Source organism: Aeromonas sp. S9(2024) (assembly GCF_041403185.1).
GTDB classification, from domain to species: Bacteria; Pseudomonadota; Gammaproteobacteria; order Enterobacterales; family Aeromonadaceae; genus Aeromonas; species Aeromonas enteropelogenes.
Window position 1 is genome coordinate 89,242 of the sequence record NZ_JBGLRE010000014.1, and the last position, 25,194, is coordinate 114,435.

Below are 25,194 nucleotides of genomic sequence, written 5' to 3' on the forward strand. Positions count from 1 at the left end.
TGTTTATGGCAAATCTACTCAGGCGGGTTTGTGATGACGATCCAGCCAGCCTTGCAGTAGACCCACCAGCAGGCCGACCAGATGAGCTGTGTTGGCTGTGTTGCCGAGCAGGTCGAAGAAGCTGAGGGCCAGCCAGAGCAGCATGAAGCCCATCAGTGCCGGCGGCAGGGCGAGGCTGCAGGCCGGTTGCAGCTTGCTGCGCATCCAGCTGTAGCCGAGCAGGGCATAGACCACGCCGGAGAGGCCGCCAAAGCGCGGGCCGCTGACGAAGAACTCAGCGATATTGGGCAGTGCGGCACCGACCAGCAGCAGGATCAAGAGCTTGCCGCTGCCGAGTCGCTGCTCAATCTGGCCTCCCAGATACCACCACCAGAGCAGGTTGAACACCAGGTGCAGCACCGAGAAGTGGATAAGGGCCGGGGTAAAGTAGCGCCACGCCTGCCAGTCGGTGAACTGGGCCAGGGTCGGGTGGAACGCCAGCTGATCGAAGATCGGCAGGCCGATGGCGTCGAGTCCGTAGATGGCCAGGCAGGCGATGATGACCATCAGAGTCAGCGGGCCGGCCTGATGGAGGAAATCGGTGATCGGATCCGTCATCCCCTTGCTGTAGTCGATGCGCGCATCAGCCCGGCCGGATTGCCAGGAGGCCTCCATGTAACGGGGGTGGGTCGGCTCGGCCAGGAAACGCTTCACCTCCTGCTGGGCCTGGGCGAGGCGCTGCTCGTCCGCCAGCCAGACCGAGACACCAAGCTCGGACTGGGTCAGCTCGCACGAGATGCCCAGGGTGGCGAGATAGTCCACTAGCGCCTGGGCCATGCGGGCGTTGTCGAGCACCAGCAGCTGGATCATGCCTCGCCCGCCTCGACGGGGAACTCCCTGCGCCAGGCCTCGAAGCCACCATCCAGGCTGTAGACCTCGTCGTAACCCTGTTGCAGCAGGTACTGGGCCGCCCCCTGGCTGCTGTTGCCGTGATAGCACATCACGATCACCGGGGTATCGAAGTCCACCTCATTCATGAAACGCACCAGGGTGCCGTTGGTGAGGTGGAAGGCGCCGACCGCGTGGGCCGCCGCGAAGGATTGCGGGTCGCGAATATCGACCAGGCGGGCGTCACCGGCGGCGAGCTTCTGGTGGGCATCATGGGCACTGATATGGGCAAACTGGTCCATTGACATGTCCTGCGAATAGGTGGATTACCGGCCAGTGTACCGCAAGCCGGCGCCGCCGCTAAGCCCGCAAAGTGTCGGGTTATTGCCGCCAGCGATCGCAATTTCCTTCAATATCGGGCCGGAGCGGATGGCTAGGCTGGAGGCTCACTCTTTTGTTGGAAGGTATGCCATGGAAATGAGTCTGTTGCTGTCGATGGCCGGGTTTGCCCTGGCCATGTCCATCTCGCCCGGGCCGGTCAATCTGGTTGCCCTCGGCAGCGGAGCCCGTTACGGCTTTCTTGCCAGCCTGCGCCACGTGGTGGGGGCGAGCCTGGGTTTCATCCTGCTGCTCCTGCTGATGGGGCTGGGGCTCGGCGCCGCCCTGTCGCAATGGCCGGTGGTGAGTGGCGCCATTCGCTGGGGTGGCATCCTGTTTCTCTGCTACATGGCCTGGCAGCTGGTGGCGGACAAGGGGGAGCTGGAGGAGGGGGGCGGAGTACCTCCCGCCTTTTGGTACGGCGCCCTGATGCAGTGGCTCAATCCCAAAGCCTGGCTGGCGGCCAGCATGGGGATGGGGGTCTATGGTGCCGTGGGCGGGAGCGGGCAGATGATGCTGTTCACCGGTATCTATCTGGTTATCTGCCTTTGCTCCATCGCTTGCTGGGCCTATGTCGGCAGCTATCTGCAGGGGCTGTTGCTCTCCCCGGTCCGGCTGCGCTGGTTCAACCGGGCCATGGCCCTGTTGTTGCTGTTGAGCGCAGCTTATCTGATGCATTCGCCCTGACGGGCAAGCTGTGACCTGTACTGGCCCGGGGTGGTGGCGACCCGCCGTTTGAACTGACGCTGGAAATGGGCCTGATCGGCAAAGCCGCTCGCCAGTGCCACCTCCGCCAGCGGCTGTCCCTGGCGCAGCAGGGTACGGGCGTGGCGGATGCGTTGATCGAGCAGATAGGCGTGGGGCGTCATGCCGTAGTGGCGGCTGAAGCTGCGCACGAAGTGGGACGGGGTGAGGCCGGCCACTGTGCTCAGCTGCTGCAGGGTCAGCATGCTGGCGCTGTCGTCTTGCATCAGCTCGGCTGCCCGCTGCAGGTGTTGCGGGGGGCGATCATCCCAGGTCGCCGGCGTCAGCCTGGCCAGCAGCTGGCGACTGAACTGGTGGCAGGCCACCTCCCGGACCAGGGAGTCATCCTCTTGAATCAGCTGGCGGTAAAGGCGCTGCAACCCTTGATACAGGAGGGGATCCCGGTTGGCAGTCATGTCGAAGGGGCGAAATTCGCTGCCCAATCCCGCCTCCTCCTGCTGGCTGCGCAGCCATTCCGTATCGAGATAGAACATCAGATAGGACCAGGGCTGATCCGCGACCGGGTTGCAGGCATGCACCTCTTCGGGGTTCATCAGCACCAGGCTGCCGGTGCTGACCTCCTGTCTGTTGCGTTGGTTGAGATAGTGACTGTGGCCACCGGTGATGGCGCCAATGGAGAAGTGAGGGTGGCTGTGCTTGTCATAACAGACGAGACGGCCATCCTGCACCGCTCGCGCCTCGATAAAGGGCAGCGCAGGGTGCCCCCAGAACTGGTGGTGATCCTGCGCCGCCTTTTGCCTGCTCATCGGCCAGCCGTTCGGACACGTTCGCCACGCGATCGCGTGACGGGTTGGTTCGGCGCTGGCCGCTGCAACTGGCTAGCCACCCAGATAGGCCTGGCGCACCGCCGGGTTGGCCAGCAGGGCAGCCCCTGTGTCCTGCAGCACCACGTGGCCATTCTCCAGCACATAGCCGCGGTCGGCCAGCTTGAGCGCCTGGTTCGCGTTCTGCTCCACCAGAAAGATGGTCATCCCCTTCTGGCGCAGCTGCTCTATGGTGTCGAAGATCTGCTGGATGACGATGGGAGCCAGCCCGAGGGAGGGCTCGTCCAGCAGCAGCAAACGCGGCTTACTCATCAGGGCACGGCCGATGGCCAGCATCTGCTGTTCGCCGCCGGACATGGTGCCCGCTCGCTGTTCCAGCCGCTCGTGCAGTCGCGGGAACAGGGTAAACACCTGATCCAGCAGGGCGTGTTGCTCGGACTTGTCGACGAAGAAGGCCCCCATCAACAAGTTCTCCTCCACCGTCAGGCGGGCGAAGATGCGGCGCCCCTCCGGCACCACGGCGATGTCCTTGCGCATGATGCGGGCGGTGGAGAGCGAGTCTATCTGCTCCCCCTCGAACCAGATGGAGCCGCTGCTGGGTTTGGGCTCGCCGCACAGGGTCATCAGCAGAGTAGTCTTGCCGGCGCCGTTGGCGCCGATCAGGGTGACGATTTCCCCCTCTTTCACCTCGACGCTGACGTCGTGCAGCGCCTGAATTTTGCCGTAGTGGGTCGATACGTTGCGAAGTTCTAACATCGTGACTCCTGTGTTTACGATTCGCCCAGATAGGCCTTGATCACCGCCGGATTGCTGCGGATTTCATCCGGCTTGCCGTGGGCCAGCGGGGTACCCTGGTTGACCACGAAGATGCGGTTGGAGATCTCCATCACCAGCTTCATGTCGTGTTCGATCAGCAGCACCGAGACCCCGAACTCGTCCCGCAGGTTGGAGATGAGCTCGTTCAGCTCGTCGGTCTCGTGGGGGTTGAGGCCGGCGGCCGGCTCGTCCAGCATCAGCAGCTCGGGCCGGGTCGCCATGCAGCGGGCAATCTCGAGCCGGCGCTGCTGGCCATAAGCCAGGTTGCCGGCGGCGCGGTTGGCGAGATCCTTGAGCCCCACCTTCTCCAGCCAGAAGGCAGACTGCTCCAGCCCCTCCCGTTCGGCGCGGCGAAAGGCCGGGGTCTTGAACAGCCCGGCCAGAAAGCCGGTATTGAGGTGCCTGTGCTGGGCCACCAGCAGGTTTTCCACCGCCGTCATGTCCTTGAACAGTCGCACGTGCTGAAAGGTGCGCACTATGCCCTTGCGGGCGATGAGGTGGCCGGGCAGCCCCTGGATCTCCTCGCCCTTGTAGCGGATGATGCCGCCGCTCGGGCGGTAGAAGCCGGTCAGGCAGTTGAAGATGGTGGTCTTACCGGCCCCGTTGGGACCTATGATGGAGATCACCTCTCCCTTTTCCACATCCAGCTTGACCCCGTTGACCGCCAGCAGGCCGCCGAAACGCATCGACAGATCAGAGACTTCCATTAACTTGTTGCTCATGGGCGCGGCTCCTCCGTCAGTTGGCAGAGTGCCGGAAGGCGTGCCGATCCGGTCGGGGAGCCCATCGGCCGGGTTGAGACTTCCAACAATATGTTGCTCATTTGCGCAGCTCCAGGTGGGGACGGGTCATCGGCAGCAGTCCTTGGGGCCGCCAGATCATCATGAACACCATCAGCAGACCGAACATCAGCATGCGGTACTCGTTGAATTCACGGGCCAGTTCCGGCAATACCGTCATCACGATGGCGGCCAGTACCACCCCGATCTGGGAGCCCATGCCGCCCAGTACCACGATGGCGAGCACAATGGCCGACTCGATGAAGACGAAGGATTCCGGGCTGATGAAGCCCTGGCGCGAGGCGAAGAAGCTGCCGGCAAACCCCGCGAAGCAGGCGCCTATGGTGAAGGCGGTCAGCTTGATGATGGTGGGGTTGAGGCCGAGCGACTTGCAGGCGATCTCGTCTTCCCGCAGTGCTTCCCAGGCACGGCCCAGCGGCATGCGCAGCAGGCGGTTGATGACGAACAGGGTCGCTACCACCAGCACCAGCGCCATCAGGTAGAGAAAGATCACCTTGTGGTTGGCGTTGTAGGTGATGCCGAAGAACTCGTGGAAGGTCTCGAAGCCGCCATCCTTGACGGTACGGTTGAACTCCAGGCCACCGAGCGTCGGCTTGGGAATGCCGGAGATACCGTTCGGGCCGCCGGTCAGGCTGGTCATGTTGTTGAGCAGGATGCGGATGATCTCGCCGAATCCCAAGGTGACGATGGCCAGGTAATCCCCCCGCAGCCGCAGCACGGGGAAGCCGAGCAGGAAGCCGAAGGTAGCCGCCATCAGGCCGGCAATGGGCAGGCACTCCCAGAAGCTCAGCCCGAAGTAGCTGTTGAGCAGAGCGTAACTGTAGGCGCCGACCGCGTAGAAGCCGACGTAGCCCAGATCCAGCAGGCCGGCGAGGCCCACCACCACGTTCAGGCCCAGCCCCAGCATGATGTAAATCAGGGTGAGAGTGGCCAGATCGATGGCGCCGCGGGAGGCCATGAAGGGCCAGCTCACCGCGAACAGCAGCACCAGCACGGCGGTCAGGTTATAGAGCTTGGGCGCCTCTTCGGGGCTTGGCAGCACCAGCTTGGTGAAGCCGACCGAGAAGCCGCTGATGGAAGCCTGGAACAATCTGGCGATCTGGCCGCGCAGCATCTGGAACCAGAACACCAGGGTGGCACCGCCCAGCAGCCAGGCCAGCGATACATCGAGGCGACTCACCACCAGCAGGCGAGAGCCGTCGGTCTCGAGCTTGAAGCCAAGCAGCCAGAAAGAGAGCACCAGCAGCACCAGGCTGGCGATACAGGCATGGATAAATTGGTGTTTCATCATACCTTCTCCACTTCCGGTCGGCCGAGAATACCTGTCGGCATAAACAGCAGCACAAAGATGAGCAGGGCGAAGGCCATCACATCCTTGTATTCGGTGCTGAGATAACCGGCGGTGAGTGCTTCCACCACGCCGAGCAGCAGGCCGCCGAGCACGGCGCCCGGGATGCTGCCGATACCACCCAGCACAGCGGCGGTGAAGGCCTTCAAGCCAGCCATAAAGCCGAGGTAGGGGTTGATGACGCCGTAATACATGCCGAGCAGTACACCAGCGACGGCAGCCAGTGCGGCCCCCAGCACGAAGGTGATGGAGATGACCACGTGGGTGTCGATCCCCAGCAGGTTGGCCATCTTGATGTCTTCCGAGCAGGCGCGGCAGGCGCGGCCCATGCGGGAGCGGCCGATGAACTGGGTCAGCGCCAGCATGGTGATGAAGGTCACCACGAAGATGATGAGCTGCATGTAGGAGAGACTGGCCTGGAAGCCGTCGGCTTCACCCAGCGACCAGCCGCCGGAGATGAGGCTGGGCATGGCGATGTCGCGCGAGCCCTGGGCCATCCGCATCATGTTTTGCAGGAAGATCGACATGCCGATGGCGGAGATAAGGGGGATCAGGCGGTTGCCGCCCCGGAGCGGCCGATAGGCGACCCGCTCTATGCTCCAGCCATAGGTGCCGGTGATGATGATGCTGACCAGGAAGGCGCCCCCCAGCAGCAGGAAGGTGCTGTCGATGCCCATCATCATGAGCCCCGCCATCACCATGAAAGCGACATAGGAGCCGATCATGTAGACCTCGCCGTGGGCGAAGTTGATCATGCCGATGATGCCATACACCATGGTGTAACCGATGGCGATCAGGGCATAGGTGCTACCTATGGTCAATCCGTTCAGCAGCTGCTGAACCAGATAGAGAAAGTGTTCGGACATACTGCGTTCCCTGTACTTGCCCGCAAAGAGAGGAGGGGGTGAACAGGTTCACCCCCGGATCGGCAGATTATTTGACTTGGCTGGAGGAACCGTCGGCGTGCCACTGGAAGACGCCGAACTCGAAGCCTTTCAGGTCACCATTCGGTGCCCAGGTAAGCGGGCCCATGACGGTGTCGATCGGTGCGGCCTTGATGGCGGCTGCGACGGCAGCCGGATCATCTTCACCCGCCTTGGCGATACCGGCAGCCAGGGTTTGCACCGCGGCATAGGTGGTCCACACGAACGGGCCGGAGGAGTCCTGGCCCTTCTCCTTGAACGCGGCAACCAGCGGGGCGTTGGTCGGCACCAGGTCATACTTGTTCGGCAGGGTGACCAGCAGGCCTTCGGAAGCCGGGCCACCGATGGCGGAGATGTCCTTGTTACCCACCCCTTCCGGACCCATGAACTTGGCCTTCAGACCCTTCTCGCCAGCCTGGCGCAGGATCAGGCCCAGCTCGGGGTGATAGCCGCCGTAGTAGACGAAGTCGACGTTCTCTTTCTGCAGCTTGGCGATCAGGGCGGAGAAATCCTTGTCACCGGCGGTGATACCCTCGAACGCCACCACCTTGACGCCCGCCTTGTCCAGCGCCGCTTTCACGCTGGAGGCGATGCCTTCACCATACTGCTTCTTGTCGTGGATGACGGCCACGCGCTGGGGCTTGACCTGCTCGATGATGTACTTGGCAGCAGTGGGGCCCTGGTCGCTGTCCAGGCCGATGGTACGCAGTACCAGCTGATAGCCGCGTTCAGTGATCTTGGGGTTGGTGGAGGCAGGGGTCACCATCAGGATCCCTTCATCTTCATAGATGTCGGAGGCGGGCAGGGTGTTGTCGGAGCAGAGGTGACCGACCACGAACTTGACGCCGTCATTGACCACCTTGTTGGCGACCGCGACCGCCTGCTTGGGATCGCAGGCGTCGTCATAGATGACCGCCTCGATCTGCTTGCCATTGATGCCGCCAGCCTTGTTGATCTGCTCGACCGCCATCTTGCCGCCGGTAAACTGCATGTCACCGTACTGGGCGACCGGGCCGGTCACCGGGCCGGCGATGCCGATCTTGACCGTATCGGCCGCATGGACCATTGAGGCCGATCCAAACAGAGCCAAAGAAACCGCTGCTCTTACCGCCATTTTTCCGAAGTTATTCATTGATTCGTCCCTTAATCAGTGGATTGTTTCATTTCCATGCGCCATTCCGGATCCTGATCCTACCTGTCCGGCAATATTTAAGGTTCTATCATTCCTCACGGGGCAATAACAAGCTGTTAAAGATACTGACCAGAGCGGGCTTGGAGTGGTTATTTTGAAATAAATAACCTGTTTTTAATTGACTTTTGGAATTAAATATTGACTTATTAACTTAACAACTGAGTAACAAGGTGTGGTGGTGATGAAGTGCAGAGGAATAATCTGGCGATATTTTACTCTGATGCTGCTCCCATTTTGACCACAATCCGTTTGCGCAAATAGAAATGAACGCCTAAATTAGCCAGCATTGACAAATCGCTGGCAGTGCTCGTTAAAACCAAGCCTTTATTCGGGAAATCTGCTAATGTTCCGCCTTTGACAGTCAGGAGACAGAGATGGCCACTATCAAGGATGTCGCCTCCCGAGCGGGCGTATCCATCTCCACCGTCTCACATGTGCTCAACCACACTCGCCGGGTCAGCGAAGACGCGACCCAGAAAGTGCTTGAGGCGGTGGCAGAACTCAACTACGCGCCCAACTCGGTCGCGCGCAGTCTGAAAATCAATTCAACCAAGACCATAGGCATGCTGGTGACCACCAGCGTGAACCCTTTCTTCGCGGAAGTGGTGCAAGGTGTGGAAGCATACTGCTTCGAACAGGGTTACAGCCTGATCCTGTGCAATACCGAAAACCAGCCGCCCCGTCAGCAGCACTATCTGCGCATGCTGATGGAGAAGCGGGTCGATGGCCTGCTGGTGTTGGGAACCGACATCGACACTCCGTTGCGCGACATGCTGCGCATCCACAAGAACGTGCCCCAGGTGGTGCTGGATTGGGGAACCGAGTGCGATTTCGCCAACGTGATCAACGATAACGCCCGCATCGGTGCGCGCCTTGCGGTGCGCCACCTGCTGGAGCTGGGTCACACCGACATCGTCTGCATCACCGGACATCTTGCCAAACCCACCACCCAGCAGCGACTGGACGGGGTGCGCGATGCCCTGGGCGAACGCGGCATGACCCTGAAAGATGAACAGATCTTCGAAGGGGATTACGAGAGCCAGAGCGGGTTTGACCAGATGCAGCGCATCCTGGCCCTCAAGCCGCGCCCGACCGCGGTGTTTGCCTTCGATGACCCCATGGCGATCGGTGCCATCTGCGCCGCCTGGGAAGCCGGGGTCAAGGTGCCGGACGACATCTCCATCATCGGCTATGACGACGTCGAGATGGCGCGCTTCTCCAGCCCGCCGCTTACCACCATCCGTCATCCCAAGGCGGAACTGGGCCAGCTGGCAGTCAAGCAGCTGGTGAGCCGGATCCGCAACAAGGAGCAGGAAGTGGAGTCGATGACGGTCGAGCCCGAGCTCATCGTCCGCCGTTCGGTGAAAGCCCTGCGCTGATTGCCATCCAGTATGGACACCACGAAAAACCCCCTCGCCAGCGAGGGGGTTTTTGTTTGTGGCGATGGCACTTCATGTGGTGGCGGGTAGTTTGGGATGAATCTCCTCCTCTGCCCATGCAGATCAAAATAATCAAACCAGATGTTAGTTACCCTGTTCCCCTTATCCTGATGTGCGTAGTGGGGGAAGAGTGAGCCTGATCGAAGCCGTGACCCTGGCCTGTGGCCTGATCTATCTGGTGCTGTTGCAGTGGCAGGAGAGGGCCGGCCGATCCTGGTTCTTCTCCCTCTCCCTGCTGGCTGCCGCCTGGCTGGTGGCGGCGGATGTTACCCTCTGGTTCGCACTGGGGTTGGTGGTTGCGGCGCTCGCTTTGCTCAGCCGAACCCGACCATTGCCATTTCTGGGTCAGCTCGACGGCCAGTCGCTGCGGGCGTGGACCCGCCACTTGCTGCTGCTCTCCTGGGGGCTGGTGACGGCGCAATATGGCCTTTATATCTGGCAACTGGGGCAGGGGATGAGCCCCTGGCTGGTGCGCCCGGACGTGGTGGATGGCTTCCTGCCCATCGCCGGCGGGCTCGGGCTGCGGGCCTGGCTGAGCCAGGGCATCATGGATCCCCACCATCCGGCCGCCACCGTCACAGTGCTGGTGCTCTCCCTGTCGGCCCTGCTGTTGGGGCGGGCGTTCTGCGCCTGGTTCTGCCCGCTTGGCCTGGCGGGGGAGTGGCTGCATCGGCTGCGCAGCCGGGTATTGCCGGGGGAATGGACGCCGCCGCGCTGGCTGGATCTGATCCTGCGTGGCCAGAAGTTTCTGGTACTTGGCTTTCTGCTGTTCATCGTGCTGCTCGCGGTACCGGATGCCGCCCTGCCCGGCTACTTCGCCAGCGCCTATCACCAGGCGGCGGACATGAAGATGGGGGCCTTCTTCTTCAACCTGACCCTGATCTCTGGCCTGTGTCTCGGCTGGGTGTTGCTGCTCACTGCCGCTTTCCGTCAGGGGTTCTGCCGCTATCTCTGCCCCTACGGTGCCTGGCTCGCCCTGCTGGGCCTGCTGACGCCCCTGCGCATCCGCCGGGATCCGGCCCGCTGCCTGCGAAGCGTCGGCCACGACTGTGACAAATGCAGCCGTGCCTGCCCGTCCCGCATCCAGGTGCATCAGCTGATCGCGGTGCACAGTCTCGAATGTACCAGCTGCCTGAGTTGTGTGGCCGCCTGCCCGAAGCGGGCCGATGCCCTCGCGCTGGGCACCCGGCGTCGTCGGCTCATGCCTCGCTGGCTGCTGGGCCTGCTCTGTCTGTTGCTACTGATCTTGCCGCTGCTCTCTCATGGCGTGTTGGGATTCTGGGTCAGCCAGACCCCGCTGGAGGTGCGCGGCCATCTGCTTCAAATCCTGCCGCAACTTAGCCATTGAGTGGTCGGGGCGGGTGATCTGCCTTCGAATAGGGCACGGAATTTGATACCTGACGGGCTGGCAGGTAAAGTCGCACGGGTGAAACGTTGAGCAGGAGCGTTGAAACATTTTCGAACGAGCCCGCTTTCTGTTTCATCTTCTTTATGAAAACAACATCTTGTCGCCTGCCAGCGCGCGGGCGGCCGTCAGGGCGTAGCCATGGCTGCGCCATTTCTTTGCAGTGCAAACAGGGCAGGAGTTAAGGGGATTTATGGAACACAAACCATCCTTGGTGGGCGGGGCATGCATCATTGCCGGCGTCTGTGTGGGGGCCGGCATGCTGGGCTTGCCGAGTGCCGGAGCGGGTGCCTGGACCCTCTGGTCCCTGCTTGCGGTAGCGCTGACCATGGTGGTGATGACGGTGTCGGGCTGGATGCTGCTCGAATCCTACAAGGGCTATCCGCTGCGCGTCTCCTTCGACACCGTGACCCGGGATCTGCTGGGGGAGAAGGTCAATGCCCTCAACAACCTGAGCGTCTACTTCGTCGGTGGCATCCTGCTCTACGCCTACATCACCTCGTCCGGCCTCATCATCCAGGAGATGACGGGGATCGGCAGCCACGTCGCCTCAGTACTGTTCACCCTGGTCTTCTCGGCCTTGGTGTGGCACTCCACCCGGGCGGTGGACCGCATCTCGGTGCTGCTCATCATCCTGATGATGCTGAGCTTCGCCTTCGGCATCTCGGGTCTGTCGATGAAGATTAGCCCCGAGCTGCTGTTTGACCGGATGAGCGAGCACGCCAGCTACGCCCCCTACGCCCTCGGCATGCTGCCGGTGGCGCTCACCTCGTTCGGCTATCACCACTCGGTGTCGTCGATGCGCGCCTATTATGGCGAGGAGCGCCGCGCCAGCCGCGCCATTCTGGGAGGGACCGTTATCGCTCTGGCCTTCTACACCGTCTGGCTGCTGAGCGTGTTCGGCAATCTGCCGCGCAGCGAGTTCGGCCCGGTGATCGAACAGGGTGGCAACGTAGACGCCCTGCTCAAGGCGCTCGGCTCGGTGATCGAGTCCAAGGCGGTGGCCAGCGCCCTCAACGCCTTCTCCATGGCGGCCATCCTCTCCTCCTTCATCGGGGTGGGGCTGGGGGTGTTCGACTACCTGGCGGACCTGTTCAAGTTTGACAACAGCCGCGGTGGCCGCGCCAAGTCCTGGGCGGTGACCTTCCTGCCGCCTCTGGTGCTCTCGCTGCTGTTCCCGTTCGGCTTCCTGGTAGCCATCGGCTATGCCGGCGCCGTCGCCACCCTGTGGACTTGCATCATTCCGCCTCTGCTGGCGTGGAAGGTGCGCGCTGGCAAGGGTCAACAAGGGGGCAAGCACGAGGGCTTCCGTGCCCCGGGTGGCATTGTCATGATCGCCCTGGTGATTCTGTTTGGTGTGCTGACCGCCGCCTTCCACCTGCTCAATATGGCGGGACTGCTGCCTGCCTATACCGGCTAGGTCACGGACATGGAAAGAGAAAAACGGCGCCTGCGGGCGCCGTTTTTTATGGCTTAAGCACAGCAGGCCGGTTACTGGATGCTGACTGACAGGGTGTGGGGCACCTGCTCGCCGCGGCGGGCGGAGGCGCGCATCTGATAGACCTGGACCAGGTATTTGCCCGAGGTGGGCAAGGTCGATTGCCACTGACCATTGCCATCATTGCGACCCAGTGCCTCGGCCTGACCCGGGATGGCACCGGGGGGGAAGACATTGAAGTTGGCGTTGCTGCTGCCACTGATCTTGACCGTCATGGTCTGGCCAGCCTTGGCCACCAGGGTGTAGTGGAGGGTGTCGTAACCGGAGAAGTTGCCTTTTACCTGGGCGCTGTGGGCTCCCTTGGCAAACTGCACCGGTACCGTAGTGATTTTGTCGGCGGCCTGCGCACCGGTGGCGGCCATGGTGACGGCCAGCAGGGCGGCCTGGATTGCTCGTTTCATCGTTGCACCTCGTGAAGGGGCCCTGTCACCCAGGCAGAGCCGCCCTGACAAGATATGACTAAATCGTCGAGCTGCCTATACGCACCGCAGCGGTTCTCGCTTTGTTTTGGTTTTGTTTTGGGACACCCACCTATGGAAGATATTGCTGTTTCGGGACATCCACCTTGGGGGAAAATGAATAACCAGAAGAGGCGCGTTTGCAGGTTGGCTGATTTGAGGGTCGCTGAGCATGGAACATCATCGGGGAGAGCGGCGACAGATAGGATCGATTGGTTGAAATACGGGAAAGGACAACTTGGTGGCAAGGGGTTATTGTGCCTCGGTGCGGGCACGAGGCTGATGTCAGAAGTTCATCAAGGTGTGCACCAAGCTGATGTCATAAATGGGGTTGGTAACATCGGGTCTGGCCGCAATGCTCGGCGTAACGTTGACAGCAGATTCTGTCACCAACCGCCCGGATGCCGTGGCGTCGAAACAGAGTGACCTGTCCCAACCATTGCTCCTCATGCATACCCAGGCGTTGCAAGACGGGGGCAAGATGATGCGGGATATGGCCACGTTTATCCCGGCGGGTTGCGCGTCCTGTCCAGTCCACCAGGGTCAGGTAGTCGGCAAAACTGCAGGGAAGGGCTTCATTGCCTTCCTTGGCAAAAGGCAACAGCAATGGGGTCGTATTGACGGGATCCGCTGTCTGTTCAATTCGTTGCTGGATGCTGGTGAAATGGCTCTCTTCCGGCGTAGTGGCAATGCCGGCCCGAATGGGGTTGAGGTCAACATAGGCCATGCAGGCCAATAGTGCCGAGTCGGTGAGCAGGGCCTGGCTCTTGAAGCGTCCCTCCCAGAAGTGCCCCTTGCAGCTGTCCTCCTGATTGGCCTGGCGGGCCAGCGACTCATTCAGCAGGCGTACCAGCCAGCTGATGGAATAGAGGCGCTCCCGCCACTGGCCTATCAGCTGGTGCACCACGTCCAGCTCGGGCTCTATCAGTTCATCACCCTGATACCAGCGCCTTACCAGCAAGGGCCACTGAAACAAGCGGGACCAGCGCTCCGCCACCTCCCGTTCGCTCCACTCATTGGCAATATCGGCCTGCACCTTGAGCACCAGATGATAGTGATTACTCATCACGGCATAGGCGCAGATGCCGATGGCAAAGACCTGCGACAGCTGGCCCAGCTTGTCGGCAACCCATTGGCGCCTGTGTTCGTAGCTTTGGCCGGAGTGAGCATCCTGACCGCAGAGGAAGGCCCGCCGGACACAGCGGCTGACCACATGATAATAGGGCGTATCGGCAAGGCTGATCTGGCGTGAACGGGCGATGGTCATGGCAACGTCCTCAGCAGTGATGTATCAAGCCAAGCAGCCAGCTATGTCGTTGTCAAAGAAGTGGGTGTCCCAGAACCATTATGGCGGGAGAATCGATTTACGCGAACGTCCGATTACGCCTGATGGCTAACCGAGCCGACGAGGTAAGGTATTAATTTGCAGGTTGCTCAAGCAATGGGATGATTTTTTCTTGTAACCACGCTCTTATATCTCTCGTATAGTCTTCCCATATATCTGCAGTAGATACCAAGTCTATTATTTTGCTCAGTCCAACACTTCGTTCGAAACCGAGACGATGAATTATGTCATCTATATATTTGTGGCTGTCATCGGCAACATGAATATTGTTGGCTGCGTCTACAATCTCTTGCTGCTCTTCACTTAATAGGCCATCCATATTGGAAATTATTTGGTGAAGAAATGGTTCTGGTTTCGTGTTGTTAGGTAACCGATATTGTTTAATTATTTGTTGCGCTCTTTCTTGGTAATTTCTAGATAGTTGATCTGTACCTGTAATCACTCTCTTTAGTTGGGTTTCTTTATCCTCACGAGAAGCATAAATATCACCATCTAAAACAAATAATGAGTTGCTAATGTCTTGGTTACTAAATAGTAATCCAGCAACTGCAGTGAAGCTATTTATGGCAGCGCCAAATCTTTGCACTGAAATTAGTCTCATGCCTCTAAGTTGTGAGGCTAATTTACAGATGACAGCTGCAGAAAGATCATCTTCTACGAAAATTTCTATTGGCTTTGGCTGATTTCCTGTAAGCCTATTTATTGCATCTGGTTTCGTTTCATTGAAACAAAGAGTTTTTGTTTGTGTGCTAAAAAGATGTCGAATGTTAACAATCTTGGACAGGTTGATAACTGATTCTCTATGTGTTGTGAATATTATTTGAAGATCTTTTGCGACGGCTCTTGAGTGAATGCTTTTTATCAATAAATGCATTGCCTTATCATGCAAAAGAAGGTCAAGCTCATCAATTAAAATCATAGAATACTTGGGGGCGTTATATATTTTATCTAATATGTGAAATACTTTTTGCTCACCAGCGCTCATACTTAACGCTGAGTATTTTAACCCCTCTACTTCTACACCGATAAAGTCTTTTCCTGATGCAGTGTGAATATTATATCTAAGGTATCTCCTATTCAAAATCTGAGATGCTTGTTGGAGTATTATATTGAATACATCCTCTTCCATTGCATTCGTTTCATAATTTATTTTCGCTTGTTTTTTCTCAAGCTCAATCATTGGGACACATTTGTCAATGCCGATGTAATAAACCTCTCTTTTCGGTCTACGAGCATATATTGGTGTCCAGCGAGCCATTTTCTCATAAACAATGGTATTCTTGTGACTTTCTCTTCCATCACGAAAAGAATGCGTTATTTCTAGATTGGAGTCGTTCCACTGAGCATCTGTATTTGGAAGGAAAAACTCACTGAATTTATGATTTTCTCCGCTTGTAATAGGTTGGTAGACACAGGCAAGGGCATGTAAAACTGTTGATTTACCATTTCCATTTGGTCCAAGAATGGCTGTGACTGGTGAACCATTAAAATCTATTTCTAGATCAATTAGATTCTTTAGCTTTGAGACTTTGACGGACTCCAACTTCTGATTACTTATTGCCATCGACTGAACTCGTAAAAGGGAATTGGCAGTATTCTATACTAAACGGGATTAATTTCTATTAAATATAGGTTGTAAGAAGGCCGATGAGTAATCTCGCTTTGGTTACATCAAGCCTCATGCTCTAAGTAGTGAGCCCCTTAAAGGTAACAGTTCAGGATAGGTGTGATTAAAAATGAAAATTAAAAACGGCGCCTCGCGGCGCCGTTTTTTATATCAATCAACCCAGCCAGGATCACTGCAGCAGGGAGATATCCGCCACTTGCAGGAACAGGTTGCGCAGGTTGTTCAGCAGCGCCAGACGGTTGGCCTTGAGGGCTTCGTCGTCGGCCATCACCATCACCTCGTTGAAGAAGGTGTCGACCGGCTCGCGCAGGGCGGCCAGACGGGTGAGGGCTGCCTGATAGTCACCGGCGGCGAACAGCGGGGCCAGTTCGGCTTGCAGTTCGGCAACCTGGGTGGCCAGCGCCTTCTCGGCGGCATCGACCAGCAGTTCCGGTTTGACGGCAGTCGGCAATTCGCCTTCGACCTTGGCCAGAATGTTGCTCACGCGCTTGTTGGCGGCAGCCAGTGCCAGTGCGGCATCCAGAGTGCGGAAGTGGCTGACGGCCTTGACGCGACGATCGAAGTCCAGCGGACGGGTCGGGCGGCGGGCCAGTACGGCCAGCACCACGTCGGCACCGATGCCTTCGTCCTGATAGGCGGCGCGAAAGCGCCCCAGCATAAAGTCGACCACGTCGGTGACGACGGTTTGGTTGGTCAGCTTGTTGCCGTAGACGCGTACCGCCTCTTCAACCAGTTCAACCAGATCCAGATCCAGCTGCTTCTCGGTCATGATGCGCAGGGCACCGATGGCGGCGCGACGCAGGGCGAACGGGTCCTTGTCACCTTTTGGCAGCATGCCGATGCCGAAGATACCGGCCAGGGTGTCGAACTTGTCGGCCAGCGCGACGGCGCAGGCAACCAGACCGGACGGCAGGGCATCACCGGCAAAGCGCGGCATGTACTGCTCGTTGAGGGCCACGGCCACCGCTTCGTCTTCGCCATCGTGACGGGCGTAGTGCATCCCCATGACACCCTGGGTGTCGGTGAACTCGCCGACCATGTTAGTCATCAGGTCACACTTGGAGAGCAGACCGGCACGCTTGGCCTGAGCCACGTCGGCGCCGATGCGCTCGGCGATAAAGCCGGCGACAGTCTCGATGCGCTCGACCTTGGCCTTGACGGTGCCCAGCTGCTGCTGGAACAGCACGGTTTCAAGGCGCGGCAGGCGGGAGGCCAGGGTCTGCTTGAGGTCGGTCTTGAAGAAGAACTCCGCGTCAGACAGACGGGGGCGAACCACCTTCTCGTTGCCGCTGATGATCTGGCTCGGGTCTTTGGACTCGATGTTGGTGACGAAGATGAACTTCGGCAGCAGCTTGCCGTTCTTGTCGTAGACCGGGAAGTACTTCTGGTCACCCTTCATGGTGTGCACCAGCGCTTCAGCCGGCACGGCCAGGAACTTCTCTTCGAAGTTGGCGGTCAGCACCACGGGCCATTCGACCAGTGCGGTGACTTCTTCCAGCAGGTCGTCGTCCAGATCGGCGACGCCACCGAAGGCGGCAGCGGCCGCTTCGACGTCAGCCTTGATCTTGGCCTTGCGCGCCATAAAGTCGGCAATCACCATGCCGCGCTCCAGCAGGATCTGCGGGTACTGGCTGGCGTTGTCGATGGTGAATTCGCTCTCGCCCATAAAGCGGTGACCGCGAATGGTGCGGGCAGAGTCGATACCCAGAATGTGAGCGGGGACCAGCTCCCCATCCAGCAGCAGGGTCACGGTGAAGACCGGACGCACGAACTGGATGGTCTTGTCGCCCCAGCGCATCATCTTGGGGATGGGCAGCTTGGCGAGCGCGGAGGCGACCAGTTCGCCCAACAACTCTTTGGCCGGACGGCCTTCGACCTTGGCGGTGTGAACCAGCCACTCGCCCTTGTCGGTGACCAGACGCTCGGCCTGCTCAACGGTGATGCCGTTGCCACGGGCCCAGCCCTCGGCAGCCTTGGTCGGCTTGCCTTCGGCATCGAACGCTTGCGCCACGGCCGGGCCGCGCTTCTCGACGCTCTTGCTCGGCTGTTCGCCAGCCAGCGCGTGTACCTTCAGCGCCAGACGGCGCGGGGAGGCAAACCACTCGACGTCGCCAAAGGCAAGATCGGCCTTGGTCAGCTCGGCTTTGAAGTTGTCGGCAAAGGCTTCGGCCAGGGAGCGCAGGGCTTTGGGCGGCAGCTCAGCAGTACCGATCTCTACCAGAAATGTATGTTGTGCCATGTCCGTTCCTTAACCTTGCTTGTTCTCGTTGCTGCCACGTTGGCACATCGGGAAGCCCAGCGCTTCGCGGGAGGCGTAGTATGCCTCTGCCACGGCCTTGGTCAGGGTGCGAATGCGCAGGATGTAGCGCTGACGCTCGGTGACCGAGATGGCCTTGCGGGCATCCAGCAGGTTGAAGGAGTGAGCGGCTTTGAGGATGCGCTCGTAGGCAGGCAGCGGCAGCGGTTTTTCCAGTGCCAGCAGATTCTGGGCTTCCTTCTCGTACTGCTCGAAGCAGTGGAACAGGAACTCCACGTCGGCGTGTTCGAAGTTGTAGGTGGATTGCTCCACTTCGTTCTGGTGGAACACGTCGCCGTAGGTGGTCTTGCCTAGCGGGCCGTCAGACCAGACCAGATCGTAGACGCTGTCTACGCCCTGGATGTACATGGCCAGACGCTCGAGACCGTAGGTGATCTCGCCGGTGACCGGCTTGCACTCGAGGCCGCCAACCTGCTGGAAGTAGGTGAACTGGGTCACTTCCATGCCGTTCAGCCACACTTCCCAACCCAGACCCCAGGCACCCAGTGTCGGGTTTTCCCAGTTGTCTTCCACGAAGCGGATGTCGTGGATCTCGGGATCCATGCCCAGCTCTTTCAGGGAGCCCAGATAGAGTTCCTGAATGTTGTCGGGGGAGGGCTTGATGATCACCTGGAACTGGTAGTAGTGCTGCAGGCGGTTCGGGTTTTCACCGTAGCGGCCGTCAGTCGGACGGCGGGACGGTTGCACGTAGGCGCAAGCGATGGGCTCCGGGCCCAGGGCACGCAGACAGGTCATGGGGTGAGAAGTACCGGCACCCACTTCCATATCCAGCGGCTGAATGATGGTACAGCCCTGGCGGGACCAATAGTCCTGCAGCTGCAGGATCAGGCCCTGAAAGGTTTTGACATCGAATTTTTGCATAATTTTTTTCGCGCGAAATGAAATCAGAGCAAGATTTGCTGAATGTGAACCGAAGGAGTATACCGTCTGGCATGGTCGGATAATAGGCGAAATTACAGCAGATTAATGTGATGACGCTGCGCCGGGCCTGGGCGGGAGGGGTTGTCGGCACTCCCACGCCCGGGTTGGCATCGACCCCGGGGATTGGATGAAATGACAGGAGAGAGGGAATGGAGTTGCGTTGCGCCTGGGTGACCAAAGACCCGGAATACATTGAATACCATGACAAGCAGTGGGGAAGGCCGGTCCATGACTCGCGCGAGTTGTTTGCCAAGCTCTGCCTCGACGGTCAGCAGGCGGGGCTGTCGTGGATCACCATCCTGAAGCGCACCGAGAGCTACCATCGCGCCTATGCCGACTTCGATCCGCTGCGCATCGTACAGTTCGACGAGCAGGACGTGGAGCGGCTGATGCAGGACACCGGTATCATCCGCAACCGGCTCAAGGTGCAGTCGATCATCAAAAATGCTCGCGCCTATCTGGCGCTGGAAGCCGAAGGCATCGACTTTGTCGATTATCTGTGGGGCTTCGTGGGTGGCGCCCCCATCGTCAACCAGCGCCAGGGCAACGGCGACATTCCGGCGACCTCGCCCGAGTCGGATGCCATGTCCAAGGCGCTCAAGAAGCGTGGCTTCACCTTCGTCGGCAGCACCATCTGCTATGCCTTCATGCAGGCGGTGGGGATGGTGAACGATCATCTGGTGACCTGCCCCTGCCACGCCGAATGCCAGCAGGTGATGAGGCCAGCTGATCAGGTCCGCGGGTAGCCAGCCGCGTGGTGGCCTCACTCGGTTTCGTATAAAAAACCAGCACTCTCGCCAGCCGTTCAGGTCTGCGTCAGACAATGGCGCGATGGCACGCTACAATCCGGCCCCCGGCATGGTGCCGGATTGTTTTTACAGAGGTTTTTTTCATGCGAGCCAAGATTCTGGTGCCAGCTCTGGCGCTGACCGTTGCCCTGAGCGGCTGTACTACCAACCCCTATACCGGTGAATCCCAGACTTCCAAGGGCGCCTGGGGCGCGCTGGCGGGTGCGGCGGCCGGGGCGGCCGTGGGGGCACTCTCCTCCAGCAAGGGCGATCGCAAGAAGGGCATTCTGACCGGCGTGGCCGCCGGCGCCGCCTTGGGCGGTGGTATCGGTTACTACATGGACGTGCAGGAAGCCAAGCTGCGCGAGAAGTTGCAGGGCACTGGCGTCAGCGTGACCCGCAACGGTGATCAGCTGATCCTCAACATGCCGAACAACGTCACCTTCGACAGCTCCAGTGCCCAGCTGAAAGCGGCTGGTGCCAACACCCTGTCCGGCGTGGCCATGGTGGTTGCCGAGTTCGACAAGACCCGCCTGAATGTGGTTGGTCACACCGACAGCACCGGCTCCCGCGAGCTGAACATGCGCCTCTCCCGCGAGCGTGCCGACGCCGTCGCCGCCCAGCTGATTGGCCAGGGCGTGAGCGGTAGCCGCATCTCCACCTACGGCGTGGGTCCGGATCAGCCGATCGCCACCAACAGCACGGCCGCAGGCAAGGCCCAGAACCGCCGGGTGACCATTACCCTGACCCCGATCGGCTAAGTGGTCCGGTTGTCGTCTACGAAAAGGCCCCGCCAGCGCTGGCGGGGCCTTTTGTTATCCAGTGGCCGGATGGGCGACCCGGCGGATACTGTGTCGTCGAGTCAATGCCGTCCCGGATCAGATCGCAGCGGTCAGCTGCACTTCCACCTTGTAGCCTTCGTGGGCCAGGCGGGCCTGGACGCAGGCGCGGACGGGGGCTGTACCTGCCGGGATCCAGGCATCCCACTGCTCGTTGAAGGCGGCGATGTCAGCGATGTCTTTGAGATAGATGTTGGCCATCAGGATCTTGTCGACGCCGGAGCCGTTGGTTTCCAGCAGGCGTTGCAGGCTCTCAAGCACTTCGCGAGTCTGCTGGTGGATGTCGGCCTCTTCGCTGGCAGGCACTTCCACCACATAGAGGGTGCCGTTATGGATGACCACGTCTGACCAACGCTGGGTAGTGCCGATACGGGTAATGGTTGTCATGGTGTGCTCCGGTGCAGGATTCACTGACCCTTGCGGATCAGATAGCGATAGGGGGCCTGTTCTGTCTCACTGGCGATCAGGGTGTGATCCATGAAGCGGCAGAAGCTGGGAATGTCGCGGGTGGTTGAGGGATCATCGGCGCTGACCAGCAGGGTCTCACCCTCGGCCATCAGGCGTACTTTTTTGCGCACCATCATCACGGGTTCCGGACAACGGAGCCCGATCGCGTCCAACTCATGGTTTGCATCGCAGAATAAATCACTCATCTCTTGTTAACCTTCAACCAATTCGGCTGCCAATGATACTCAGGGCTAAAAAATAAGCAAATTATCGGCCTTTTCTTGGCACATGTAACTGAAATGTTGTCACGGGCCTACCCACCTTGCGCCGGATGAGTAATATAAAAATTGCACCATATTCAACAAGGAGGTGAATATGCAAGTCTCCTACGGCAGATTGCAGGCCTACGCAGGCATGGGGTTCTTGTCTTTCGCCATGATAGTGATGGGCAGCCCGATCGGGAACACAGGCACTTGGTTCGGTTCTCTGGTGATGGTTGGATTGGGGCTCTGGATCGAGCTCAGCGATTACTACGACGAAGATGAGGACGAGAACGATCAACCCTGAACCTGATGCTGGGTTCACCACAAAGGCGGAGCAACTCCGCCTTTGTCATTTCCGCCGTTCTTATCAGCGGGTCGAGCGCATGGCCCGCTCCAGATGCTGCGCCGTCAGCTGCGGGTTGGCTCTGGGGTCGTTGAAGAAGTTGCTCAGCACATCGAAGATCGCCTGGCGCATGTTGGTGGAGGTGGCCATCCCCTCCGCCATGCTGGGCAGCAGGTTGTGCTGTTTCTCGGCTTGCAGGAAGTCCTGATAGGAGCGCACCGCGCAGCGATCGAACTTGCTCATGTCCGGGTTGACCAGTGCCGGGATCGAACCTTTCACCCGATTGAACTCCTGCTGGAAGGAGGGGGTCATCAGCAGGCTGGCCAGCTCGCCCTGGGCCTGCAGCTGTGCCGGATCCCGCTGCTTGAACATGGCGATGGAGTCCAGATTGTAGCTGAACAACCCCTCGCTGCCCGGGCTCGGCAGGCAGGCCACATCCTCGCCAGGCCGGTAGTTGCCGGCACTCAGTTCCCCCTTGACCCAGTCCCCCATCACTTGCATGGCGGCGCCACCGCTCTCCAGCAGGTTGGTGGCCTGGTGCCACTTCAGTCCGGCGTATTTCTCCGGCACATAGGCGCGCAGCTGCTGGAAGCGGGTCAACACCTTCACCATCACGGGGCCGGTCAGGGTGTCATTGTCCTGTTCGATAAAGGCCTTGCGGTAGAACTCCTTGCCCCCTTCACCGAGCGCCACCGTTTCGAACAGTACCGCCAGCTGCCAGGGTTCGTTGCCAATGGCCAGCGGAGTGATCCCGCGCTTTTTGAGCCGTTCGGCGACCGCCACGAACTGGGCCCAGTCGGTAGGCGGGGTGAGCTGGTACTTGTCGAAAATCTTGTGGTTGAGCCACAGCCAGTTGACCCGGTGGATGCCGGTGGGCACCGCCATCAGGGCGCCGTTCTGGCTGAGGGTCTCCCGCACCATGGGGGGCATGCTGTCATACCAGCCGAGGTGCTCGGCCATGGGGGAGAGATCGCGCAGGAAGCCGAGACCGGCCCACTCCTTGAGCTCGAATCCCTTGAGGTGGGCCGCCTCCGGCGGATTGGCCGCCAGCGCCCGACTTTTCAGCACCGTCATGGCACTCTTGCCGCCGCCCCCTTGCACCGCGAAGTCGTTCCACTCGTTGCCCTTGGCGATCCACTCGGATTTGAGCACTTCGACTGCTTTTGCCTCGCCCCCGGATGTCCACCAGTGCAGCACCTCCACCTGGGAGGCGCAGGCAGAACCGGACAACAGAGCAAACAGAGTGAGGGGAAGCCACTTCATGGGAGTACTACCTTGGCAGGGAGAGGGTGGCCTGCAGGCCGCCTTGCGGACGATTTTCCAGCACCAGATCGCCGCCGTGGGCATGGGCGATGTTGCGGGCAATGCCGAGCCCGAGGCCGGTCCCTGCCTGATCCGTGCTGAGTCGGTAATAGGGCTCGAAGATGCGTTCGAACTGATCTTCCGGCAGTCCGGGGCCCTCATCCATGATGAAGAGGATCAGCATCTCCTCGTCGTCCATGATGATGATGCGCACCTTCTGGCCATATTTGATGCCGTTGTCCACCAGGTTGCCGATGCAGCGCTTGAGGGCCAGCAGCTTGCCACGATAAGGCCATTTGCAGTGCCCTTCTATGGTCAGCCGCTCGTCGTGCAGGTTCATCGACTCGGCCATCTGCTCCAGCAGGGCGTTGATGTCGATCTCTTCGATGTTCTCGTGGATGTCGGTCTCTTTCACCGTCTGCAGCGCCCCCTTGACCATCAGCTCCAGCTCGTCGAGATCCTTGTTGAACTTGCCGATCTGGACTTCGTCGTCGAGCAGCTCGACCCGCAGCCGCAGCCGGGTGATGGGGGTCTTGAGGTCGTGGGAGATGGAGCTGAACAGTCGCTCTCTATCGTCGATATAGCGCCGGATGCGGTGCTGCATGATATTGAAGGCGCGGGTGGCGGCGACGATCTCGGAGGCGCCTTCCTCCCGAAGGGGCGGCTGGTCGATATCCTTGCCGAGGTTGACCGCCGCCTTGGCGAGGCGGCGCAGAGGCCGAGTCTGCCAGCGCACCAGCATGAAGGTAAAGAAGCAGAGGAACACCGTCATCAGGGCGATGAAGCGCACCTGGTTGCTCGGCATGACGGTGTCATCCAGCGTCATGTAAGGGGCCGGCAGCAGGGCGGCCAGATAGAGCCACTCGCCCGGCTCTATTTCGATCTGGGTCACCAGCACCGGCGGGTTGATGGGCTCCAGCGACAATGTATAACGGGCCCAGGAGGAGGGGAGATCCGCCAGCAGGGTGTCGTTGTTGAAGACGTGGAGATCCTCGGGCCGGGAGAAATCCACCTTGATCGCCATGGCGTCGGAGAGCTTGCGGCTCAGCACCCCCTCGACCTCCTGCAGCACCAGCATCTTGCGTTCGCTGTCCGGAATGGCGCTGATGTGGATCTCCTCCTCGTTCAGGGAAACGAAGAAGCGGCTGCCCCCCATGTTGCGCAGCTGGTCCAGGGCGATGTGGCGATACTGCAGCGGCAGCGACTTGAAGAAGTTGACGGTGGAGGCGGCCGACAGCGCCAGGTTGCGGGTGGTGCTGAGCATCCCCTCCAGCTCCCGCTTCTGGATCTGTTGCATCCAGATGCCGGTGAGAATGGTTTGGGAGAGCAGGATCGCCAGCAGCAACAGCAGCAGCATCCGCGATAGCAGGGAGCGGGGCACCAGTATCCCCCAGGACCATTTATTGGTCATGGCCGTTCGTGCCTGTGGTCGATCAGCATGCTGTTGCTACCTGTCTGCTCGTCATGGGAGCTCGTGAACTTCGGCGATCAGCATGTAGCCGCTGCCACGGATGGTCTTGATGATGCGCGGGCTCTTGCCGTTGTCACCCAGCTTCTGGCGCAGCCGGCTGATCTGTACGTCGATGCCGCGTTCCATCGGCAGGCTCTCGCGGCCACGGGTCGCATCGGAGATGGTGTCGCGGTCGAGCACCACGCCGGGTTGCTGCAGAAACATGCCGAGCAGCATGGCATCGCTGCCGGAGAGGTCCAGCAGGCTGCCATCCTCGTGGGTCAGCTGGTGGCTCAGGGTGTCCAGGGTCCACTCGGCAAAGCGCAGCCGGCGGCTCGGCTCCTTCTCTTTCTCCGGCTGGCGGAATTCGGCGCGGCGCAGCAGCGCCTTGATGCGGGCCTGCAGCTCGCGTGGGCTGAACGGCTTGGCGATGTAGTCGTCGGCACCGAGTTCGAGACCGATCACCCGATCCGCCTCGTCGGAGGCCGCCGTCAGCATGATGATGGGGACCTGGGAGTCGCGACGGATCTGCTGGCAGAGGGTAAAGCCGTCGTCGCCGGGCATCATGATGTCCAGAATGATCAGATCCGGGCTGTGCTGGGCGAGTTGCTGGCGCATCTCGTTGCCCTCCGCTGCGGTCAATACCTCGAAGCCTGCCCGGGTCAGGTACTCGTTGAGCAGCTCGCGGATCTCTTGGTCGTCATCGACGATCAGCAGTTGTTTGCTCATTGACATATGTATGTGCATCCACCCATTTTTTTGTGCAGATTGAACCTGTCGGGGGAGCAAAAAGCAAGCAAGCCCCCCATCTAATGTGAGGTTAGGGGCAATATCCGCTGGTCGGAAAGGGGAAAACAAAAAAAGGCCGACCCAAACGGGGCGGCACATAACCAGTTTCT

Annotated in this window: 25 protein-coding genes; 7 read left to right on the forward strand and 18 right to left on the reverse strand. The window is 59.8% G+C overall.

What is annotated here, in order from left to right; all coding sequences use genetic code 11:
• Nucleotides 1-18: 18 nt before the first annotated feature.
• A complete protein-coding gene (gene glpG / locus ACB028_RS18920; protein ID WP_371144935.1) occupies nucleotides 19-849 on the reverse strand; it encodes a rhomboid family intramembrane serine protease GlpG in 831 nt (276 codons plus the stop codon).
• Entirely contained in the window at nucleotides 846-1,169 is a 324-nt protein-coding gene (glpE, locus tag ACB028_RS18925; RefSeq protein WP_042073460.1) for a thiosulfate sulfurtransferase GlpE, read from the reverse strand. Before glpE ends, glpG begins: the two co-directional genes overlap by 4 nt.
• A 169-nt stretch (nucleotides 1,170-1,338) precedes the next feature.
• On the opposite strand from glpE, the gene ACB028_RS18930 reads away from it, so the two are divergent.
• Nucleotides 1,339-1,932 carry a LysE family translocator gene (locus ACB028_RS18930; protein ID WP_224212247.1) on the forward strand — a complete coding sequence of 198 codons (594 nt, stop codon included), beginning with the start codon at nucleotides 1,339-1,341 and terminating at the stop codon, nucleotides 1,930-1,932.
• On the opposite strand, the gene ACB028_RS18935 is transcribed toward ACB028_RS18930, so the two are convergent.
• The 6 genes from ACB028_RS18935 to ACB028_RS18960 form a co-directional block, all read right to left on the reverse strand.
• Nucleotides 1,911-2,756, reverse strand: a complete 846-nt coding sequence (locus ACB028_RS18935; RefSeq protein WP_371144936.1) for a helix-turn-helix domain-containing protein — start codon at nucleotides 2,754-2,756, stop codon at nucleotides 1,911-1,913. The two genes, ACB028_RS18930 and ACB028_RS18935, sit on opposite strands and share 22 nt — an antisense overlap.
• A gap of 72 nt (nucleotides 2,757-2,828) precedes the next feature.
• Nucleotides 2,829-3,530, reverse strand: a complete 702-nt coding sequence (locus ACB028_RS18940; RefSeq protein WP_026457081.1) for an ABC transporter ATP-binding protein — start codon at nucleotides 3,528-3,530, stop codon at nucleotides 2,829-2,831.
• A 14-nt stretch (nucleotides 3,531-3,544) separates the two neighbouring features.
• Nucleotides 3,545-4,312, reverse strand: a complete 768-nt coding sequence (gene livG, locus ACB028_RS18945) for a high-affinity branched-chain amino acid ABC transporter ATP-binding protein LivG (protein ID WP_371144937.1) — start codon at nucleotides 4,310-4,312, stop codon at nucleotides 3,545-3,547.
• 97 nt (nucleotides 4,313-4,409) lie between these two features.
• A complete protein-coding gene (locus tag ACB028_RS18950) occupies nucleotides 4,410-5,678 on the reverse strand; it encodes a high-affinity branched-chain amino acid ABC transporter permease LivM (RefSeq protein WP_042027083.1) in 1,269 nt (422 codons plus the stop codon).
• Nucleotides 5,678-6,604 carry a high-affinity branched-chain amino acid ABC transporter permease LivH gene (livH, locus tag ACB028_RS18955; RefSeq protein WP_042073454.1) on the reverse strand — a complete coding sequence of 309 codons (927 nt, stop codon included), beginning with the start codon at nucleotides 6,602-6,604 and terminating at the stop codon, nucleotides 5,678-5,680. The genes ACB028_RS18950 and livH overlap by 1 nt, the downstream gene beginning before the upstream one ends.
• 67 nt (nucleotides 6,605-6,671) lie before the next feature.
• Entirely contained in the window at nucleotides 6,672-7,793 is a 1,122-nt protein-coding gene (locus ACB028_RS18960) for a branched-chain amino acid ABC transporter substrate-binding protein (RefSeq protein ID WP_371144938.1), read from the reverse strand.
• A gap of 434 nt (nucleotides 7,794-8,227) precedes the next feature.
• Here ACB028_RS18960 and ACB028_RS18965 point away from each other — a divergent pair, with 434 nt between their 5' ends.
• From ACB028_RS18965 to ACB028_RS18975, 3 genes are all read left to right on the forward strand, one after another.
• Nucleotides 8,228-9,232, forward strand: coding sequence for a substrate-binding domain-containing protein (locus ACB028_RS18965; protein ID WP_042073452.1), 1,005 nt, complete (start codon nucleotides 8,228-8,230; stop codon nucleotides 9,230-9,232).
• Nucleotides 9,233-9,422: 190 nt separating this feature from the next.
• A complete protein-coding gene (locus ACB028_RS18970; protein WP_371144939.1) occupies nucleotides 9,423-10,640 on the forward strand; it encodes a 4Fe-4S binding protein in 1,218 nt (405 codons plus the stop codon).
• Nucleotides 10,641-10,890: 250 nt separating this feature from the next.
• Nucleotides 10,891-12,117 carry an aromatic amino acid transporter gene (locus ACB028_RS18975; protein ID WP_042073449.1) on the forward strand — a complete coding sequence of 409 codons (1,227 nt, stop codon included), beginning with the start codon at nucleotides 10,891-10,893 and terminating at the stop codon, nucleotides 12,115-12,117.
• 71 nt (nucleotides 12,118-12,188) lie between these two features.
• Here ACB028_RS18975 and ACB028_RS18980 read toward each other — a convergent pair whose 3' ends face one another.
• From ACB028_RS18980 to glyQ, 5 genes are all read right to left on the reverse strand, one after another.
• Complete coding sequence (locus ACB028_RS18980) at nucleotides 12,189-12,596, reverse strand: g-type lysozyme inhibitor (RefSeq protein WP_371144940.1); 408 nt, start codon at nucleotides 12,594-12,596, stop codon at nucleotides 12,189-12,191.
• A 376-nt stretch (nucleotides 12,597-12,972) separates the two neighbouring features.
• Nucleotides 12,973-13,920, reverse strand: coding sequence for a transposase (locus tag ACB028_RS18985; protein ID WP_371144941.1), 948 nt, complete (start codon nucleotides 13,918-13,920; stop codon nucleotides 12,973-12,975).
• A gap of 151 nt (nucleotides 13,921-14,071) precedes the next feature.
• Nucleotides 14,072-15,562: an AAA family ATPase gene (locus ACB028_RS18990; protein ID WP_371144942.1), complete on the reverse strand. Its 1,491-nt coding sequence runs from the start codon at nucleotides 15,560-15,562 to the stop codon at nucleotides 14,072-14,074.
• A gap of 232 nt (nucleotides 15,563-15,794) precedes the next feature.
• Nucleotides 15,795-17,864 carry a glycine--tRNA ligase subunit beta gene (gene glyS, locus ACB028_RS18995; RefSeq protein WP_371144943.1) on the reverse strand — a complete coding sequence of 690 codons (2,070 nt, stop codon included), beginning with the start codon at nucleotides 17,862-17,864 and terminating at the stop codon, nucleotides 15,795-15,797.
• A 9-nt stretch (nucleotides 17,865-17,873) separates the two neighbouring features.
• Nucleotides 17,874-18,803 carry a glycine--tRNA ligase subunit alpha gene (glyQ, locus tag ACB028_RS19000; protein ID WP_010672400.1) on the reverse strand — a complete coding sequence of 310 codons (930 nt, stop codon included), beginning with the start codon at nucleotides 18,801-18,803 and terminating at the stop codon, nucleotides 17,874-17,876.
• Nucleotides 18,804-19,012: 209 nt separating this feature from the next.
• On the opposite strand from glyQ, the gene ACB028_RS19005 reads away from it, so the two are divergent.
• Both ACB028_RS19005 and ACB028_RS19010 read left to right on the forward strand, forming a co-directional pair.
• Nucleotides 19,013-19,609 carry a DNA-3-methyladenine glycosylase I gene (locus ACB028_RS19005; RefSeq protein WP_371144944.1) on the forward strand — a complete coding sequence of 199 codons (597 nt, stop codon included), beginning with the start codon at nucleotides 19,013-19,015 and terminating at the stop codon, nucleotides 19,607-19,609.
• 146 nt (nucleotides 19,610-19,755) lie between these two features.
• Nucleotides 19,756-20,412, forward strand: coding sequence for an OmpA family lipoprotein (locus ACB028_RS19010; RefSeq protein WP_026456800.1), 657 nt, complete (start codon nucleotides 19,756-19,758; stop codon nucleotides 20,410-20,412).
• A 117-nt stretch (nucleotides 20,413-20,529) separates the two neighbouring features.
• Here ACB028_RS19010 and ACB028_RS19015 read toward each other — a convergent pair whose 3' ends face one another.
• Together ACB028_RS19015 and tusA are read right to left on the reverse strand one after the other, a co-directional pair.
• Entirely contained in the window at nucleotides 20,530-20,877 is a 348-nt protein-coding gene (locus tag ACB028_RS19015) for a RidA family protein (RefSeq protein WP_371144945.1), read from the reverse strand.
• Between the two features lie 20 nt (nucleotides 20,878-20,897).
• Complete coding sequence (tusA, locus tag ACB028_RS19020) at nucleotides 20,898-21,143, reverse strand: sulfurtransferase TusA (protein ID WP_026456802.1); 246 nt, start codon at nucleotides 21,141-21,143, stop codon at nucleotides 20,898-20,900.
• 169 nt (nucleotides 21,144-21,312) lie between these two features.
• On the opposite strand from tusA, the gene ACB028_RS19025 reads away from it, so the two are divergent.
• The gene (locus ACB028_RS19025) at nucleotides 21,313-21,504 is read left to right on the forward strand and encodes a hypothetical protein (RefSeq protein ID WP_026456803.1); all 192 of its coding nucleotides are present in this window, start codon (nucleotides 21,313-21,315) and stop codon (nucleotides 21,502-21,504) included.
• A gap of 63 nt (nucleotides 21,505-21,567) precedes the next feature.
• Here the strand turns inward: ACB028_RS19025 and ACB028_RS19030 are convergent, their stop codons facing one another.
• From ACB028_RS19030 to ACB028_RS19040, 3 genes are read right to left on the reverse strand one after another with little or no spacing between them, the layout of a single operon-like run.
• Nucleotides 21,568-22,806: an ABC transporter substrate-binding protein gene (locus tag ACB028_RS19030; protein ID WP_371144946.1), complete on the reverse strand. Its 1,239-nt coding sequence runs from the start codon at nucleotides 22,804-22,806 to the stop codon at nucleotides 21,568-21,570.
• 7 nt (nucleotides 22,807-22,813) lie between these two features.
• Nucleotides 22,814-24,256, reverse strand: a complete 1,443-nt coding sequence (locus tag ACB028_RS19035) for an ATP-binding protein (RefSeq protein WP_042027102.1) — start codon at nucleotides 24,254-24,256, stop codon at nucleotides 22,814-22,816.
• Between the two features lie 51 nt (nucleotides 24,257-24,307).
• Nucleotides 24,308-25,030 carry a response regulator gene (locus tag ACB028_RS19040; protein WP_042073435.1) on the reverse strand — a complete coding sequence of 241 codons (723 nt, stop codon included), beginning with the start codon at nucleotides 25,028-25,030 and terminating at the stop codon, nucleotides 24,308-24,310.
• Between the last annotated feature and the right edge of the window lie 164 nt (nucleotides 25,031-25,194).

Excerpts from the sequence above, each read along its gene's own strand:
- ACB028_RS19030 (WP_371144946.1), bottom strand. The coding sequence starts at position 22,806 with ATGAAGTGGCTTCCCCTCACTCTGTTTGCTCTGTTGTCCGGTTCTGCC.
- ACB028_RS19025 (WP_026456803.1), top strand. The coding sequence starts at position 21,313 with ATGCAAGTCTCCTACGGCAGATTGCAGGCCTACGCAGGCATGGGGTTC.
- ACB028_RS18930 (WP_224212247.1), top strand. The coding sequence starts at position 1,339 with ATGGAAATGAGTCTGTTGCTGTCGATGGCCGGGTTTGCCCTGGCCATG.
- ACB028_RS18975 (WP_042073449.1), top strand. The coding sequence starts at position 10,891 with ATGGAACACAAACCATCCTTGGTGGGCGGGGCATGCATCATTGCCGGC.
- ACB028_RS19010 (WP_026456800.1), top strand. The coding sequence starts at position 19,756 with ATGCGAGCCAAGATTCTGGTGCCAGCTCTGGCGCTGACCGTTGCCCTG.
- ACB028_RS18960 (WP_371144938.1), bottom strand. The coding sequence starts at position 7,793 with ATGAATAACTTCGGAAAAATGGCGGTAAGAGCAGCGGTTTCTTTGGCT.
- ACB028_RS19035 (WP_042027102.1), bottom strand. The coding sequence starts at position 24,256 with ATGACCAATAAATGGTCCTGGGGGATACTGGTGCCCCGCTCCCTGCTA.
- tusA (WP_026456802.1), bottom strand. The coding sequence starts at position 21,143 with ATGAGTGATTTATTCTGCGATGCAAACCATGAGTTGGACGCGATCGGG.
- livH (WP_042073454.1), bottom strand. The coding sequence starts at position 6,604 with ATGTCCGAACACTTTCTCTATCTGGTTCAGCAGCTGCTGAACGGATTG.
- ACB028_RS18990 (WP_371144942.1), bottom strand. The coding sequence starts at position 15,562 with ATGGCAATAAGTAATCAGAAGTTGGAGTCCGTCAAAGTCTCAAAGCTA.
- ACB028_RS18980 (WP_371144940.1), bottom strand. The coding sequence starts at position 12,596 with ATGAAACGAGCAATCCAGGCCGCCCTGCTGGCCGTCACCATGGCCGCC.
- ACB028_RS18985 (WP_371144941.1), bottom strand. The coding sequence starts at position 13,920 with ATGACCATCGCCCGTTCACGCCAGATCAGCCTTGCCGATACGCCCTAT.
- ACB028_RS18940 (WP_026457081.1), bottom strand. The coding sequence starts at position 3,530 with ATGTTAGAACTTCGCAACGTATCGACCCACTACGGCAAAATTCAGGCG.
- livG (WP_371144937.1), bottom strand. The coding sequence starts at position 4,312 with ATGAGCAACAAGTTAATGGAAGTCTCTGATCTGTCGATGCGTTTCGGC.
- ACB028_RS19015 (WP_371144945.1), bottom strand. The coding sequence starts at position 20,877 with ATGACAACCATTACCCGTATCGGCACTACCCAGCGTTGGTCAGACGTG.
- ACB028_RS19005 (WP_371144944.1), top strand. The coding sequence starts at position 19,013 with ATGGAGTTGCGTTGCGCCTGGGTGACCAAAGACCCGGAATACATTGAA.
- glyS (WP_371144943.1), bottom strand. The coding sequence starts at position 17,864 with ATGGCACAACATACATTTCTGGTAGAGATCGGTACTGCTGAGCTGCCG.
- ACB028_RS18950 (WP_042027083.1), bottom strand. The coding sequence starts at position 5,678 with ATGAAACACCAATTTATCCATGCCTGTATCGCCAGCCTGGTGCTGCTG.
- ACB028_RS19040 (WP_042073435.1), bottom strand. The coding sequence starts at position 25,030 with ATGTCAATGAGCAAACAACTGCTGATCGTCGATGACGACCAAGAGATC.
- glpG (WP_371144935.1), bottom strand. The coding sequence starts at position 849 with ATGATCCAGCTGCTGGTGCTCGACAACGCCCGCATGGCCCAGGCGCTA.
- glpE (WP_042073460.1), bottom strand. The coding sequence starts at position 1,169 with ATGGACCAGTTTGCCCATATCAGTGCCCATGATGCCCACCAGAAGCTC.
- ACB028_RS18935 (WP_371144936.1), bottom strand. The coding sequence starts at position 2,756 with ATGAGCAGGCAAAAGGCGGCGCAGGATCACCACCAGTTCTGGGGGCAC.
- ACB028_RS18965 (WP_042073452.1), top strand. The coding sequence starts at position 8,228 with ATGGCCACTATCAAGGATGTCGCCTCCCGAGCGGGCGTATCCATCTCC.
- glyQ (WP_010672400.1), bottom strand. The coding sequence starts at position 18,803 with ATGCAAAAATTCGATGTCAAAACCTTTCAGGGCCTGATCCTGCAGCTG.